At 50.9% G+C, this 16,266-nt stretch carries 16 protein-coding genes; 9 read left to right on the forward strand and 7 right to left on the reverse strand.

Annotated features, from left to right (window positions below; translation table 11 throughout):
- Positions 1–101 precede the first annotated feature (101 nt).
- The gene (gene gpr / locus FEM44_RS06060; protein ID WP_135524016.1) at positions 102–1,142 is read left to right on the forward strand and encodes an L-glyceraldehyde 3-phosphate reductase; all 1,041 of its coding nucleotides are present in this window, start codon (positions 102–104) and stop codon (positions 1,140–1,142) included.
- 39 nt (positions 1,143–1,181) lie between these two features.
- Here the strand turns inward: gpr and FEM44_RS06065 are convergent, their stop codons facing one another.
- Entirely contained in the window at positions 1,182–1,676 is a 495-nt protein-coding gene (locus FEM44_RS06065; protein ID WP_000439331.1) for a TIGR00645 family protein, read from the reverse strand.
- Between the two features lie 190 nt (positions 1,677–1,866).
- On the opposite strand from FEM44_RS06065, the gene yghA reads away from it, so the two are divergent.
- Positions 1,867–2,751 (forward strand): NADP(+)-dependent aldehyde reductase, encoded by an 885-nt coding sequence (yghA, locus tag FEM44_RS06070; protein WP_135524015.1) that lies wholly within the window; start codon positions 1,867–1,869, stop codon positions 2,749–2,751.
- Positions 2,752–3,147: 396 nt separating this feature from the next.
- Here yghA and exbD read toward each other — a convergent pair whose 3' ends face one another.
- On the reverse strand, positions 3,148–3,573 hold the full coding sequence (gene exbD, locus FEM44_RS06075; RefSeq protein ID WP_130208035.1) for a TonB system transport protein ExbD: 426 nt from the start codon (positions 3,571–3,573) through the stop codon (positions 3,148–3,150).
- Positions 3,574–3,579: 6 nt separating this feature from the next.
- On the reverse strand, positions 3,580–4,314 hold the full coding sequence (gene exbB / locus FEM44_RS06080; protein ID WP_135524014.1) for a tol-pal system-associated acyl-CoA thioesterase: 735 nt from the start codon (positions 4,312–4,314) through the stop codon (positions 3,580–3,582).
- Positions 4,315–4,565: 251 nt separating this feature from the next.
- Here exbB and metC point away from each other — a divergent pair, with 251 nt between their 5' ends.
- Together metC and yghB are read left to right on the forward strand one after the other, a co-directional pair.
- The gene (gene metC, locus FEM44_RS06085; protein WP_135524013.1) at positions 4,566–5,753 is read left to right on the forward strand and encodes a cystathionine beta-lyase; all 1,188 of its coding nucleotides are present in this window, start codon (positions 4,566–4,568) and stop codon (positions 5,751–5,753) included.
- A 139-nt stretch (positions 5,754–5,892) separates the two neighbouring features.
- The gene (yghB, locus tag FEM44_RS06090) at positions 5,893–6,552 is read left to right on the forward strand and encodes a DedA family general envelope maintenance protein YghB (RefSeq protein WP_064529651.1); all 660 of its coding nucleotides are present in this window, start codon (positions 5,893–5,895) and stop codon (positions 6,550–6,552) included.
- Positions 6,553–6,591: 39 nt separating this feature from the next.
- Here the strand turns inward: yghB and yqhC are convergent, their stop codons facing one another.
- Positions 6,592–7,491, reverse strand: a complete 900-nt coding sequence (yqhC, locus tag FEM44_RS06095; protein WP_138158408.1) for a DNA-binding transcriptional regulator YqhC — start codon at positions 7,489–7,491, stop codon at positions 6,592–6,594.
- A 193-nt stretch (positions 7,492–7,684) separates the two neighbouring features.
- Here yqhC and yqhD point away from each other — a divergent pair, with 193 nt between their 5' ends.
- The 5 genes from yqhD (at position 7,685) to yqhH (ending at position 11,499) form a co-directional block, all read left to right on the forward strand.
- Positions 7,685–8,848 carry an alcohol dehydrogenase gene (yqhD, locus tag FEM44_RS06100; RefSeq protein WP_130218152.1) on the forward strand — a complete coding sequence of 388 codons (1,164 nt, stop codon included), beginning with the start codon at positions 7,685–7,687 and terminating at the stop codon, positions 8,846–8,848.
- Between the two features lie 103 nt (positions 8,849–8,951).
- Positions 8,952–9,779 (forward strand): 2,5-didehydrogluconate reductase DkgA, encoded by an 828-nt coding sequence (dkgA, locus tag FEM44_RS06105; RefSeq protein WP_130218154.1) that lies wholly within the window; start codon positions 8,952–8,954, stop codon positions 9,777–9,779.
- A 199-nt stretch (positions 9,780–9,978) separates the two neighbouring features.
- Positions 9,979–10,905: a YbjP/YqhG family protein gene (locus tag FEM44_RS06110; protein ID WP_135524012.1), complete on the forward strand. Its 927-nt coding sequence runs from the start codon at positions 9,979–9,981 to the stop codon at positions 10,903–10,905.
- 26 nt (positions 10,906–10,931) lie between these two features.
- Positions 10,932–11,180: a hypothetical protein gene (locus FEM44_RS06115; protein WP_135524011.1), complete on the forward strand. Its 249-nt coding sequence runs from the start codon at positions 10,932–10,934 to the stop codon at positions 11,178–11,180.
- Positions 11,181–11,241: 61 nt separating this feature from the next.
- Positions 11,242–11,499 carry a lipoprotein YqhH gene (yqhH, locus tag FEM44_RS06120; protein ID WP_135524010.1) on the forward strand — a complete coding sequence of 86 codons (258 nt, stop codon included), beginning with the start codon at positions 11,242–11,244 and terminating at the stop codon, positions 11,497–11,499.
- Between the two features lie 40 nt (positions 11,500–11,539).
- Here yqhH and FEM44_RS06125 read toward each other — a convergent pair whose 3' ends face one another.
- The 3 genes from FEM44_RS06125 to plsC form a co-directional block, all read right to left on the reverse strand.
- Positions 11,540–13,759: a YgiQ family radical SAM protein gene (locus tag FEM44_RS06125; protein ID WP_000095187.1), complete on the reverse strand. Its 2,220-nt coding sequence runs from the start codon at positions 13,757–13,759 to the stop codon at positions 11,540–11,542.
- Positions 13,760–13,869: 110 nt separating this feature from the next.
- On the reverse strand, positions 13,870–15,282 hold the full coding sequence (gene ftsP / locus FEM44_RS06130; protein WP_135524009.1) for a cell division protein FtsP: 1,413 nt from the start codon (positions 15,280–15,282) through the stop codon (positions 13,870–13,872).
- Between the two features lie 73 nt (positions 15,283–15,355).
- The gene (plsC, locus tag FEM44_RS06135) at positions 15,356–16,093 is read right to left on the reverse strand and encodes a 1-acylglycerol-3-phosphate O-acyltransferase (RefSeq protein WP_130223945.1); all 738 of its coding nucleotides are present in this window, start codon (positions 16,091–16,093) and stop codon (positions 15,356–15,358) included.
- Positions 16,094–16,266 lie beyond the last annotated feature (173 nt).

The following is a 16,266-nucleotide window of genomic DNA, read 5'->3' on the forward strand; positions in this document are numbered from 1 at the left end:
CCAGTTTTTCGTCACTCTGTGAGCGATGCTACGGGATACGCCCTGGTAAATCGCTAGACTAGAAACATTGTTTCGAAATTGAATGGTGGAAAGGAGATGTCATGGTCTGGTTAGCGAATCCCGAACGTTACGGGCAAATGCAGTACCGCTATTGCGGAAAAAGCGGTTTACGCCTGCCCGCGTTATCGCTCGGTTTATGGCACAATTTCGGTCACGTTAACGCGCTGGAATCACAGCGTGCGATTCTGCGCAAAGCTTTTGATTCAGGCATTACGCACTTTGATTTAGCCAACAACTACGGCCCGCCTCCCGGCAGTGCGGAAGAGAACTTTGGTCGCCTGCTACGAGAGGATTTTGCTGCTTATCGCGATGAGCTGATTATCTCTACCAAAGCCGGATACGATATGTGGCCCGGCCCATACGGCTCTGGCGGTTCACGTAAATACCTGCTCGCCAGCCTCGACCAAAGCCTGAAGCGCATGGGGCTGGAATATGTCGATATCTTTTACTCGCACCGTGTCGATGAAAATACGCCGATGGAAGAAACCGCCTCTGCGCTGGCTCATGCGGTGCAAAGTGGTAAGGCGCTGTATGTTGGGATCTCCTCTTACTCGCCAGAGCGGACGCAAAAAATGGTCGAGTTACTGCGCGAGTGGAAAATTCCGCTGTTAATTCATCAGCCTTCATACAATCTGCTCAACCGCTGGGTAGATAAAAGCGGCCTGCTGGATACCCTGGAAAATAACGGCATAGGCTGCATTGCCTTCACCCCATTGGCCCAGGGATTGCTGACCGGAAAATATCTCAACGGCATTCCTGAAGATTCACGGATGCATCGCGAAGGTCATAAAGTACGCGGCCTGACACCGAAAATGCTCACCGACGCTAACCTCAACAGCCTGCGGTTATTGAATGAAATGGCACAGCAGCGCGGTCAGTCTATGGCGCAAATGGCGTTAAGCTGGTTGCTGAAAGATGAGCGAGTGACGTCGGTATTGATTGGTGCCAGCCGTGCGGAGCAACTGGAGGAGAACGTGCAGGCATTGAATAATCTGGCGTTTAGTGCCGAAGAACTGGCGCAGATTGACCAGCATATTGCCGATGGCGAGCTAAACCTGTGGCAAGCATCTTCCGATAAATAACAAGTTCATACCGGGCGCGAGAACCGCGCCCGCATAAGATCAGTGATTATGACGAGTTAGTCGGTCAAGATAGCCCATCACAAATGCAGAAAGCACAAACGTCAGATGGATAATGACGTACCACATCAGTTTGTTATCCGGGACATTTTTCGCATCCATAAAGACGCGCAGTAAGTGAATGGAAGAGATTGCCACGATCGACGCTGCCACTTTGTTTTTTAGCGACGTTGCGTCCATTTTCCCCAGCCAGTTCAGCTTCTCTTTGTTCTCGGAGATATCGAGCTGCGAGACGAAATTCTCATAACCGGAAAACATCACCATCACAAGCAAACCGCCAACCAGCGTCATATCCACCAGCGACAGCAACACGAGGATCAAATCTGATTCTGCCATTGAGAAGATATTTGGCAGGACGTGAATAATCTCCTGAAAGAACTTCAGCGCCAGGGCAACCAACGCCAGCGAAAGGCCAAAGTACACGGGGGCAAGCAGCCAGCGAGAAGCATACATTGCATTTTCAAGAAAACGTTCCATACATTCCTGTCGTGTAGTTAAAACGGGCAACAGTATATCGCAATTGAGTAAACAGCGCGCAACAGCAAATCAACATATATGTTAAACCGTTGTCGCATAAATCCGAGGTTTAGGGATCTTCCTGGTTCCCTGATTAACGCATTGAGAGCGTCTACCCTTATAGGACGTTGAACCTGAAGGGAGAAAAGCGATGTCTCATTTAAAAGACCCGACCACGCAGTATTACACTGGTGAATATCCCAAACAGAAACAACCAGCGCCCGGCATTCAGGCGAAGATGACGCCCGTGCCAGATTGCGGCGAGAAAACCTATGTCGGTAGCGGTCGCCTGAAAGGTCGTAAAGCACTGGTGACAGGGAGCGATTCCGGAATCGGTCGCGCTGCCGCCATCGCTTACGCGCGTGAAGGAGCTGACGTGGCGATCAGTTATCTTCCCGTGGAAGAAGAAGATGCTAAGGATGTGAAAAAGATCATTGAAGAATGCGGACGCAAAGCCATTCTGCTGCCGGGCGATTTAAGCGATGAGAAATTTGCCCGTTCACTGGTTCACGACGCGCATAAGGCATTAGGCGGGCTGGATATTATGGCGCTGGTCGCCGGGAAACAGGTTGCCATTCCTGATATTGCAGACCTCACCAGCGAACAGTTTCAAAAGACCTTTGCCATTAACGTTTTCGCGCTGTTCTGGCTAACCCAGGAAGCAATTCCCCTGCTACCGAAAGGTGCCAGTATCATCACCACTTCGTCAATCCAGGCCTACCAGCCAAGCCCGCATTTGCTGGACTATGCGGCAACGAAGGCGGCGATTCTGAACTACAGCCGTGGTCTGGCAAAACAGGTCGCGGAAAAAGGTATTCGGGTGAATATTGTCGCGCCAGGCCCTATCTGGACAGCTCTGCAAATTTCCGGCGGACAGACGCAGGATAAGATCCCGCAGTTTGGTCAGAAAACGCCGATGAAGCGTGCGGGGCAACCGGCGGAGCTGGCCCCTGTATATGTTTATCTGGCAAGTCAGGAGTCGAGCTATGTCACCGCAGAAGTACACGGCGTGTGCGGCGGCGAGCATTTAGGCTAAAAAATGCCCGGTTGTGAAAAGCAACCGGGCATCATCGTACTTTTAACGCTCGCCGGATGCGGCGTGAACGCCTTATCTGGTCTACCAGCTAGTGCAAATTCAACACGTTGCGATAGATTTGTAGGTCTGATAAGACGCGCCAGCGTCGCATCAGGCATTGTGCACCGAATGCCGGATGCGGCGTGAACGCCTTATCCAGCCTACATGCTCCTGCAAATTCAACATGTTGCGATAGATTTGTAGGTCTGATAAGACGCGCCAACGTCGCATCAGGCATTGTGCACCGAATGCTGGATGCGGCGTGAACGCCTTATCCAGCCTACATGCTCCTGCAAATTCAACATGTTGCGATAGATTTTGTAGGCCTGATAAGCGTAGAGCATCAGGCAATTCTCTTTACTTCGCTTTGGCAGTTTCTTCGCCGACCAGACCAATCTTCAGGTAACCTGCCTGATGCAGCTTATCCATTACCTTCATCAACATCTCGTAGTCGACGGTTTTATCTGCACGGAAGAAGATGGTGGTGTCTTTCTTACCTTCGGTTAACGCATTCAGCGCCGTAACCATCGTTTCATCGGTGACCGGATCGTTACCGATAAACATTGAGTTGTCCGCCTTCACCGACAGATAAACCGGTTTTTCCGGGCGCGGCTGCGGCGTACTGGTAGAAGCAGGCAAGTTCACCTTCACATCTACCGTCGCTAACGGCGCCGCCACCATAAAGATAATCAGCAGAACCAACATCACGTCGATAAACGGCGTCACGTTGATATCATGCATTTCGCCGTTATCGTCGAGGTTTTCGTTAAGATGCATTGCCATCGGACATTATCCTGCGCGTAATTTTTGTGCAACACGAACCGGATGCGCAGCGGCGCAGGCTTCCAGATCCAGGTCACGGCTTTGCAGCAACAATACCTGCGCTGCGACATCGCCAAGCATCGCTTTAAAGCCGCCAATCTGGCGTGCAAATACGTTATAGATAACGACCGCCGGAATCGCTGCCACCAGACCGATTGCCGTTGCCAGCAACGCTTCTGCAATACCCGGTGCAACCACTGCCAGATTGGTAGTTTGCGTTTGCGCGATACCAATAAAGCTGTTCATGATGCCCCAGACCGTACCAAACAGACCAACGAACGGCGAAATTGCGCCGATGGTAGCAAGATAACCGTTCCCGCGGCCCATTTGACGACCTACTGCGGCGACCCGACGCTCAAGGCGGAAACTGGTACGCTCTTTAATACCTTCGTTATCGTCGCTGCCTTCCGACAGTTCCAGCTCATTTTGCGCTTCATTGAGCAAATGCAGGCTTAAGCTTTTGCTACCAAAATCAGCGGCGATATCGCTGGCCTGGTTTAAAGAGCGTGCTTCAGCCAGCAGTTGCTGCTCGCGCTTCAGGCGACGCTTCTGGTTGAAGAACTCTACGCTCTTACTGAAGAAGATTGCCCAGGTGACTACGGAGGCCAAAATAAGCCCAATCATCACGCACTTAACGACAATATCGGCGTGCTGATACATACCCCAGACGGAAAGGTCCGTCTGCATTAAATTATTACCCACTGTGTATCTCCAGGACGCAAGTCACAAAATCTGCGCACAATAATATCAAAACGACGTCGAATTGATAGTCGTTCTCATTACTATTTGCATACTGCCGTACCTTTGCTTTCTTTTCTTTGCGTTTACGCAGTAAAAAAGTCACCAATACACCTTTTGCGAAATTTTTCTGCTTTATGCCAATTCTTCAGGATGCGCATGACCTCATTCGTGCTAGTTTAGACATCCAGACGTATAAAAACAGGAATCCCAACATGGCAGACAAACAACTTGATACTCAACTGGTCAATGCAGGACGCAGCAAAAAATACACTCTCGGCGCGGTAAATAGCGTGATTCAACGCGCCTCTTCGCTGGTCTTTGACAGTGTGGAAGCCAAAAAACATGCGACGCGCAATCGCGCCAATGGCGAGTTGTTCTATGGACGGCGCGGAACGTTAACCCATTTCTCCTTACAAGAAGCGATGTGCGAACTGGAAGGTGGCGCAGGTTGCGCGCTGTTTCCTTGCGGGGCGGCAGCGGTTGCAAATTCCATTCTTGCTTTTGTTGAACAGGGCGATCATGTGTTGATGACCAATACCGCCTACGAGCCGAGTCAGGATTTCTGTAGCAAAATCCTCAGCAAGTTGGGCGTAACGACATCATGGTTTGATCCGATGATTGGTGCCGATATCGTTAAACATCTGCAGCCAAACACTAAAATCGTGTTTCTGGAATCACCGGGCTCCATCACTATGGAAGTGCATGATGTTCCAGCAATTGTTGCCGCCGTACGCAGTGTCGTTCCGGACGCCATCATTATGATCGATAACACCTGGGCTGCCGGAGTGCTGTTCAAAGCTCTTGATTTTGGTATTGATGTTTCTATTCAGGCCGCCACCAAATATCTGGTAGGGCATTCGGATGCGATGATTGGCACTGCCGTGTGCAATGCCCGTTGCTGGGAGCAACTGCGGGAAAATGCCTATCTGATGGGGCAGATGGTCGACGCCGATACCGCCTATATGACCAGTCGTGGCCTGCGTACACTGGGCGTGCGTCTGCGCCAACATCATGAAAGCAGCTTGAAAGTGGCAGAATGGCTGGCCGCACATCCGCAGGTTGAGCGAGTTAACCACCCTGCTCTGCCAGGCAGTAAAGGCCATGAATTCTGGAAACGAGACTTTACAGGTAGCAGCGGACTATTTTCCTTTGTCCTGAAGAAAAAACTTAATGATGAAGAACTGGCGAACTATCTGGATAACTTCAGTTTATTCAGCATGGCCTTCTCATGGGGCGGGTATGAATCCTTGATCCTCGCGAACCAGCCAGAACATCTCGCCGCCATCCGCCCGCAAGGTAAGATCGATTTTAGCGGCACCTTGATTCGCCTGCATATTGGTCTGGAAAACGTCGACGATCTGATTGCCGATCTGGACGCCGGCTTCGCGCGAATTGTGTAACATTGCCAAATTTGGACAATTTTGCAGACATTTAATTGTGAATAGTCTTAAATTGTTGCGTCCGGGATCAAGGCGTCCCGGACGATTCAGGAGTACAATAGTCAAATTAAGGCTTAAACGCTGTTCCACAGGAAAGTCCATGGCTGTTATTCAAGATATTATCGCTGCGCTCTGGCAACATGACTTTGCCGCGCTGGCGGACCCTCACATTGTTAGCGTTGTTTACTTTGTCATGTTTGCCACGCTGTTTTTAGAAAACGGCCTGCTGCCCGCCTCATTTTTGCCTGGCGACAGCTTGTTGATTCTGGCTGGCGCATTGATTGCCCAAGGGGTTATGGATTTTCTGCCAACAATCACGATTCTGACTGCCGCAGCCAGCCTGGGTTGTTGGTTGAGTTATATTCAGGGGCGCTGGCTGGGTAATACCAAAACGGTGAAAGGCTGGCTGGCACAGCTTCCGGCCAAATATCACCAGCGCGCCACCTGTATGTTTGACCGCCACGGTCTGCTGGCGCTGCTTGCTGGACGTTTTCTCGCCTTTGTCCGCACGCTGCTGCCAACCATGGCAGGGATTTCCGGGTTGCCAAACCGCCGCTTCCAGTTTTTCAACTGGTTAAGCGGGTTGTTATGGGTCAGCGTGGTAACCAGTTTTGGCTATGCCTTAAGCATGATCCCGTTTGTAAAACGCCATGAAGATCAGGTGATGACGTTCCTGATGATCCTGCCGATTGCCTTGCTAACCGCTGGCTTGTTAGGCACGCTGTTCGTGGTGATTAAAAAAAAGTACTCTAGTGCCTGACGATTTCCTCCGTTCCCGGTGGCCATGCCGGGAACACATTTAACTCCCCTGCATCGCCCGCATTCTGGCTGCATCTTCTCCCGGCGTCACACCGAAATAACGTTTAAACTCACGGCTAAATTGCGACGCGCTTTCATAGCCGACGCGCATCGCCGCCGCGCTGGCCTTCATGCCGTCGTGGATTATCATCATTCGCGCCTTATGCAGACGGTAATTCTTCAGATACTGCAACGGCGAAGTACTGGTGACAGACTTAAAATTATGGTGGAACGCCGAAACGCTCATATTGGCTTCTGCTGCCAGTTGCTCAACGCTCAGGTTTTCGGTGTATTTATTCTCAATTCGTTTCAGCACGCGGCTAATCAGGCTGAAATGCGTCTGGCGACTTACCAGCGCCAGTAGCGCGCCGCCGCAAGGCCCCGTCAGCACATAGTAAAGAATTTCGCGGATAATCTGTTTACCGAGAATGCGCGCATCCAGCGGTCGTTCCATCACATCCAGTAACCGCTCCGCCGCGCATAAAATCTCTTCGGACAATGTAGCGGAATTAATACCGCTGGCAGCCATCGACGGCTGGAAATGTTCATCTTCGCCAATATCCATCAACAGTTCTTGTAACTGTAAAATATCAACATTGAGACGCACCCCCGCCAGTGGCACCTCTGGCGTGGCATAGGTTTCGCACTCAAACGGCAACGGCACCGTCAGCAGCAGGTATTCATTGGCGTCATAGCGAAACACGCGTTCATTGATATAACCGATTTTATGCCCAGAAAAGAGAATTATGATGCCAGGTTCATACATCACTGGCGTACGCGCACCGGGGTTCTCGCCATACAATAAGCGCACATCAGGCAACATATCTGACAAACTATTTTCTTTATCTTTCAGTCTATTAATTTTATCCGTCAGTAGGCGGCATATCTCTTCACGTTTCATATCGCGTAATTTCTTAGGAATAATGCGGCAATTTGATTGTGCGCAATTTTGTACCATTTCTCCAGCATTCTGGAGAAATAGGCAAGACATTGGCAGAAATGAGCATTGAGAGCCACGGCGCTGGCGACCACAATGAAAAACATCAGGCAGACCGTTCTCTGCCCTCATATTGACCCAGCAAAGGGAGCAAGTAATGAACAACTTTAATCTGCACACCCCAACCCGCATTCTGTTTGGTAAAGGCGCTATCGCTGGTTTACGCGAGCAAATTCCTCATGGCGCCCGCGTATTGATTACCTACGGCGGCGGTAGTGTGAAAAAAACCGGCGTCCTCGATCAAGTTCTGGATGCACTGAAAGGTATGGACGTGCTGGAGTTTGGCGGTATCGAACCAAACCCGGCTTATGAAACGCTGATGAACGCCGTAAAACTGGTTCGCGAACAGAAAGTGACTTTCCTGTTGGCGGTTGGCGGCGGGTCCGTGCTGGATGGCACCAAATTTATCGCCGCAGCGGCAAATTATCCTGAAAACGTCGATCCGTGGCATATCCTGCAAACTGGCGGCAAAGAGATTAAAAGCGCTATCCCGATGGGCTGTGTGCTGACACTGCCAGCGACCGGTTCTGAATCTAACGCGGGGGCGGTTATCTCCCGTAAAACCACTGGCGACAAACAGGCGTTCCATTCTGCCCATGTTCAGCCGGTATTTGCCGTACTCGATCCGGTTTATACCTATACCCTGCCACCGCGCCAGGTGGCTAACGGCGTAGTGGACGCCTTTGTGCACACCGTAGAACAGTATGTGACCAAACCGGTTGATGCCAAAATTCAGGACCGCTTCGCAGAAGGCATTTTGCTGACGCTGATCGAAGATGGTCCGAAGGCCCTGAAAGAACCAGAAAACTACGATGTGCGCGCCAACGTCATGTGGGCGGCGACCCAAGCGCTGAACGGTTTGATCGGTGCTGGCGTACCGCAGGACTGGGCAACGCATATGCTGGGCCACGAACTGACCGCTATGCACGGTCTGGATCACGCACAAACTCTGGCTATCGTCCTGCCTGCACTGTGGAATGAAAAACGCGACACCAAGCGTGCGAAACTGCTGCAATACGCTGAACGTGTCTGGAACATCACCGAAGGTTCCGACGACGAGCGCATTGACGCCGCGATTGCCGCTACCCGTAACTTCTTCGAGCAATTAGGCGTGCCGACGCATCTTTCCGACTACGGTCTGGACGGCAGTTCTATCCCGGCATTGCTGAAAAAACTGGAAGAACACGGCATGACCCAACTGGGCGAAAATCATGACATTACGCTGGAAGTCAGCCGCCGCATCTACGAAGCCGCCCGTTAAGCTTTTTACGCCTCAAACTTTCGTTTTCGGGCATTTCGTCCAGACTTAAGTTCACAACATCTCACCGGAGCCTGCTCCGGTGAGTTCATATAAGGAGGAACGTATGGCTAATCCAACCGTTATTAAGCTACAGGACGGCAATGTCATGCCCCAGCTGGGACTGGGCGTCTGGCAAGCAAGTAATGAGGAAGTTATCACCGCTATTCAAAAAGCGTTAGAAGTTGGTTATCGTTCGATTGATACCGCCGCAGCCTACAAGAACGAAGAAGGTGTCGGCAAAGCCCTGAAAAATTCCGCACTTAACAGAGAAGATCTGTTCATCACCACTAAACTGTGGAACGACAACCACAAGCGCCCCCGCGAAGCCCTACTCGACAGTCTGAAAAAACTCCAGCTTGATTATATCGACCTCTACTTAATGCACTGGCCCGTTCCCGCAATCGACCATTATGTCGAAGCATGGAAAGGAATGATTGAGCTGCAAAAAGAGGGCTTAATCAAAAGTATCGGCGTCTGCAATTTCCAGATCCACCATCTTCAGCGCCTGATTGATGAAACTGGCGTGGCACCTGTCATTAACCAGATAGAACTTCACCCGCTGATGCAGCAACGTCAGTTGCATGCCTGGAACGCCACACACAAAATCCAGACCGAATCCTGGAGCCCATTAGCCCAGGGCGGGAAAGGCGTATTCGATCAGAAAATCATTCGCGATCTAGCAGATAAGTATGGCAAAACCCCGGCGCAGATTGTTATCCGCTGGCATCTGGATAACGGTCTGGTCGTAATCCCGAAATCGGTCACCCCTTCACGAATTGCCGAAAACTTCGATGTCTGGGATTTCCGTCTCGACAAAGACGAACTTGGTGACATTGCAAAACTCGACCAGGGTAAACGCCTCGGCCCTGATCCCGACCAGTTCAGCGGCTAACGCACAAATTCTCCCGGTAGCGGTAATGTTCCGCTACCGGACTTTTCAGAAATCATTTATTCCCCTCGCCTCCCGCCCGTTGTTACTCTCCCCTGTTCAGGAACACCAAATATAAGGACATCATCATGCGGAGCTGGAAGCTCTTAAAGGAACAACTCATCTACACCAGGGATAAACGTGATGGAGAGGTGAAAAACAGATGAAAATAATGATTCTGTTTTTGGCAGCCTTTTTAAGTTTTACCCTCCAGGCGCAATCCCCCTCGCTGACCGCTGAACAAACAGTCAGGCAGATTTATCAATACTATACCGGTGGAGCTAGCGTTCCTTATTTCGGTGAAAACAGTGAGCAAGCAATAACATCAACGCGAATGCAAAAGGCGCTAACCCTGAATGACAATCTCACACTGCCGGGTAATATTGGCTGGCTGGATTACGATCCGGTTTGCGATTGTCAGGATTACGGCGATCTGGTGTTAGAAAGTGTCGCGGTTACTCAAACGGATGCCGATCACGTGGATGCCCTTGTGCGCTTTCGTCCCTATAAAGACGATAAAGAAAAGACCACGCAAACACTGAAGATGGTGGCAGAAAATGGTCGTTGGATGATTGATGATATTGTCAGCAATCATGGCAGCGTCTGGCAGTCGGTTAACGGTGAGAATGAAAAAATATTGGCGGTACTGGCATCACTACAAAAAGAGCAGCCTGAAGCCTTTGTCGCCGAGTTGTTTGACCATATCACTCATTATAGTTGGCCCTGGACGTGGGTTGTTTCCAACACCTATCGCCAGGCTATTAATGCCTTCTATAAAACCACCTTCAAGACTGGCAGCAACTCCGATGAAGATATGCAATTAGAGCGGCAATTTATCTACGACAACCCAATCTGTTTTGGCGAAGAGTCTTTATTTTCACGCGTTGATGAAATTCGTGTGCTGGAGAAAACTGCCGACTCCGCCCGTATTTCTGTTCGTTTTGCATTGACCAATGGCAACAGCGAAGAACAAGAACTCGTTTTACAGCGTCGTGAAGGTAAATGGGAAATCGCCGATTTTATCCGCCCAGGCAGCGGAAGCTTACTTAAACAGATTGAAGCGAAGACTGCCGCCAGATTAGCTGAATAATTAACACCAGATAAAGGAAACTGGAAATGAATAATCAACTGTTACTCTTTTTTCTAATGTTCATACTCACAGGCTGCGTCAATAATGAAAAAATCAGTCATGTAGAAAATGATATTCATCTGATAAATATAAAAATCGATCAACTCCAACAGGATATCGACGCTTTACGTCAGGAAATTCAGATAGCGAAAGAAGCGGCAGAAAAAGTTAACACACGGCTGGATGATGAAGGGAGATGGCCTGACGGAATTTGGGCGCACCCGCCACGGTGGTAATACTCCACTAAACGTCAATCAACTATTAACCATAACAATAAAAGACAGGGAGAAATAAATAATGAAAAAGACTTTCAGCGTGGGAACACTAATTCTGATAACCGGCTTATTAAGCGGGTGCGTCAATGAGCAAAAGGTCAATCAACTGGCGAGCAATGTTCAAACATTAAATGCCAAAATCACCCGACTTGAGCAGGATATGAAAGCATTACGCCCGCAAATCTATGCGGCAAAATCTGAAGCTAACAGAGCCAATACGCGTCTTGATGCGCAGGACTATTTTGATTGCCTGCGCTGCTTGCGTATGTATGCAGAATGATAAAAAATCCCCGGCAGCATTCTGTTACCGGGGATTTTTTTTAACGTCCGACCGCTGCTTTAGGGCGTTTCTTCGCGCCAGCATTCACCGGACGAGATTGCGTAGACGACGCTTTTTTTGCCGTAGCAGGCGTCTGACGCTGGGTCGCCATCGGCGTATGTTTGGTCAACGCCGGACGGGTATTGCGGTTCTGACGGCGAGCTTCGCGCATCTCTTCAATGGTTGGCGCAGGCACTAAGCAATCGCGACGGCTGCCAATCAGATGCTTTTTACCCATTGCTTCCAGCGCCTGACGGATTAACGGCCAGTTTGCCGGATCGTGGTAACGCAACAACGCTTTATGCAAACGACGCTGTTTGTCGCCCTTCGGTACGAAGACGTCTTCACTCTTATAACCAATCTTCGCCAGCGGGTTTTTCCCGGTGTAATACATGGTGGTCGAATTAGCCAGCGGTGACGGATAGAAGTTCTGTACCTGGTCGAGGCGGAAGCGATGCTTTTTCAGCCACAGCGCCAGATTCACCATATCTTCATCACGCGTACCAGGGTGCGCAGAGATGAAATATGGGATCAGATACTGCTCTTTACCTGCCTGTTTGGAATAGGTATCGAACAGCTCTTTAAAGCGATCATAGCTCCCCATGCCCGGCTTCATCATCTTCGACAACGGCCCTTCTTCGGTATGTTCCGGGGCAATCTTCAGATAACCGCCGACGTGATGGGTCGCCAGCTCTTTGATATAGCGCGGGTCTTCCACGGCAATGTCGTAACGCACGCCGGAAGCGATCAGGATCTTCTTGATACCTTTCAGATCGCGAGCACGGCGATAGAGATTGATGGTCGGTTCGTGGTTAGTGTCCATATGCGGACAAATATCCGGATAAACGCACGACAAACGACGGCAGGTTTGCTCGGCGCGTGGCGATTTGCAGCGCAACATATACATGTTGGCAGTTGGACCGCCGAGATCGGAAATCACGCCCGTAAAACCAGGAACTGTGTCACGGATCGCTTCGATCTCATTGATGATCGAATCTTCCGAACGGCTCTGAATAATGCGCCCTTCATGCTCGGTAATAGAACAGAAAGAGCAGCCGCCAAAGCAGCCACGCATAATGTTGACCGAGAAACGGATCATTTCGTAAGCCGGAATACGGGCATTACCGTAAGCCGGATGCGGCACGCGCTTATACGGCAGCGCAAAGACGCTGTCCATCTCTTCGGTAGAAAGCGGAATAGCAGGCGGGTTGATCCACACATAGCGGTCGCCATGTTTTTGCATCAACGCACGGGCGCAGCCTGGGTTGGTTTCGTGGTGCAGAATACGCGAAGCATGAGCGTACAGCACTTTGTCGCCCTTCACTTTCTCGAATGAAGGCAACAACACGTAGGTTTTTTCCCACGGTTTCGGGCGCGGCGGCTGCACGGTAACGGCTTTGGCTTCTTGTTTTTTCGGCGCCACCGGTTTGTTATCAGCGCACGGCAAATCTTCACCATACGGATGCGGAATTGGGTCGATTTTCCCCGGGGTATCGAGACGAGTGGAATCCACACCGCTCCAGCCAGGCAGTGCTTCTTTCACGATAATCGCGGTATTACGCACATCGCGGATTTCACTAATCGGCTCGCCCATCGCCAGACGATGCGCCACTTCCACCAGCGGACGCTCACCGTTACCGAACATCAGCATGTCGGCCTTGGAATCCACCAGCACCGAACGGCGCACGGTATCAGACCAGTAATCATAATGCGCGGTACGGCGCAGGCTGGCTTCAATACCACCAAGGATCACCGGCACATCTTTCCACGCCTCTTTACAACGCTGGGTATAAACCAGTGTGGCGCGATCCGGGCGCTTACCCGCGACGTTATCCGGCGTGTAGGCATCGTCATGACGTAAACGGCGATCGGCGGTATAGCGGTTGATCATCGAGTCCATATTGCCAGCTGTAACGCCGAAAAACAGATTCGGTTTACCCAGACGCATAAAATCGTCTTTGCTGCTCCAGTCCGGCTGGGCGATGATCCCGACGCGAAAGCCCTGCGCTTCCAGCATACGACCGCAAATCGCCATCCCGAAGCTTGGGTGATCGACATACGCGTCGCCAGTAACCAAAATGATGTCGCAGCTATCCCAGCCAAGTTGATCCATCTCTTCACGAGACATTGGCAAAAACGGTGCCGGTCCAAAACAGGCGGCCCAGTACTGCGGCCAGGAGAACAGGTCGCGATCCGGTTGGATCAGGGAGATAGAGCTCATTTTGCTTCCAGAAATGGTAAAAAAATAATCAAAGGCCGAGGATTATAAGCCGGAACGAAAGAGAAATCGAAAGGTATTCCATACTCGCCCTCCTCGGGCGAGTATGAAGATTACGGTATCGGATTGACCAACAGCTGCCCTATCGAGCCGCGATCGGCCATTTCCAGCGTCTGGCTATTAAAGTAGAACGGGAAGTGCGCCCAGGAAGGCTGACCGAAATAGACAAGCAGCTCCACTTGTCCGTCAACCCAAACGGTATCTTTCCAGCCTCTGTCTTCCGGGAACGGCATTGCGCCGTTAACGTTGCGGATCTGGAACATCACGCCTTCAATATGGAACGCTTGCGGCTCGTCCGCGCGTACCGTCCAGCGCTCCCACGTTCCTTGCTGCGCGGTGACATCAATACGGTTGACGTCCCACAACTTCCCATTGATACCAGGATCGTCACCCAGGCTAATATCACGACTACGAATCGGTGAACCGGCCATAATTTCAGTCGGCAACAGGCGCATCGGCAGGCTGTCAGTGACCAGTGGCAGTAGCCCAGTTGGGCGCAGCGTTAGCACCAGCGTAGAAACCAGAATGCTGGATGGCTCAAAGAAGCCACGAATACGATCAACAATACTCGCCGCTTCGCCACAGGTGATAGACACTTCATCACCGTTGCTCATATCCACCAGAATCTCACGACGCTCGCCCGGTGCCAGCGAAAGTTGTTTTACCGATACTGGCGCAGGCAGGAATCCCTGATCGCCTGAAATCACATGCAATGGACGTCCGTCACTCATCTGTAGTTGATAGCGACGAGAGTTCGACGCGTTCAGCAGTCGCAAGCGCACCCAGCCACGCGAGACTTCAACGTACGGGCTTTGTACACCGTTAACCAGCAGCGTATCACCAACAAAGCCGCCGCTTCCTGGTTCGTTATATTCTGGTGTGCCAAAGTTATCCAGGCGTTTATCCTGAATAATGACCGGAAAATCATCGACACCATAATGGTTGGGGATAGGCAGCGACTTGCTGACTTCATCTTCCACCAGCCACATCCCGGCAAGGCCGTTATAGACCTGCTGAGCCGTGCGGTTGGGGGTATTGGCGTGATACCACAGAGTAGCTGCGTTCTGGCGAATGGGGAGTACGGGGGCCCAGTCAGCATTAGGCGACATCATCCGTGCCGGACCGCCCATCAGTGGGCCTGGCACTTGTAGCCCGGCCACCGTCATTGAGACATTTTCTGTCAGGCGGTTGCTGTAAATAAGCTTAACATCGTCGCCCTTCCAGACGCGGATAGTCGGCCCCAGGTAACGGCCATTGATTCCCCAGACCGACGCACGTGTCCCAGGCGTAAATGACCAGTGCGCACGTTGTACAGTCATAAACAGCGGTTGCCCACGGCGAGATTCAAGCAGCGGCGGAACGGGTAGCGGTTGCTGTTGCCCGGCTGCTCTGGCCTTCAGGGGAACAGCGCCTGCACAAAGTGCAATCCCCGATGCCTGAATGAACTGACGCCGACTGAGTGACATATTTGCTCCATGTAAAACTGGCTAAAGTAATACCGTGCAGGAAAGTGTTCCCGCAAAAATACAGATTGCCGACTTAAACTTTTCCGGCGGCTTCGCGTTCTGCGACTTCTTTATCGAGCTCGGCGATTTTTTGTTCCATTATCGAACGACAATGGGCCGCCAGCTCGCGAACCTGATCTTTACCATATTGACTGACATCAATTGGCGGCAGCATTTCGACAATCACCAGACCGTTGTGTAGCCGGTTAAGATTAATCTTATTCGAAGTTGTGGAAACACACACGGGAATAATCGGCACACCTGCTGCAATTGCCGCGTGAAATGCCCCGGTCTTGAACGGTAGCAGGCCGCGACCACGACTGCGGGTACCTTCCGGGAACATCCAGATGGAAATACGGCGTTTTTTGAAGTGATTCACCACTTCCGCAATAGTGCCGTGTGCCTTAGTACGGTTGTTTCTGTCGATCAATAAGTTACCGGTTAACCAGTACAACTGCCCAAAGAAGGGGATCCACAGCAAACTCTTTTTACCTACAGTGACTGTCGGCGGCTGCACGATGTTTGATGCCGTCACCATGTCATAGTTGTTCTGATGGTTAGCAATATAGATAGCATTACCGTAGCTTTCGGCATCAGCAGGTTTGCGACATTCGACCTTCAGGCCGTACAGCGGCGCAAGACGACCAAACATATGCCCGAAGGTAGCCACATGCTTCGGATTACGCGGGCTGAAAAGGCAGTAAATGGAGCCGAATACACAGACTAAGATGCTGTAAATAACGGTAATAATAAGACGAAAGATATATAGCATAACACCCTCTGAAGATCTGAGAGACTGGCATTGTACGTCACCTGAAATCAGGTTAGGGCATTGTTAAAAGCCGCTCTCTGGAAAAACGTATTGTTAATCGCAACGCATGAATAAACAACGGTTTCAAGGGAATTTTTATTGTTTATACAGACTAAATGCGGCACCGGATGACG

This window comes from Escherichia sp. E4742 (assembly GCF_005843885.1).
Classification (GTDB): Bacteria; Pseudomonadota; Gammaproteobacteria; order Enterobacterales; family Enterobacteriaceae; genus Escherichia.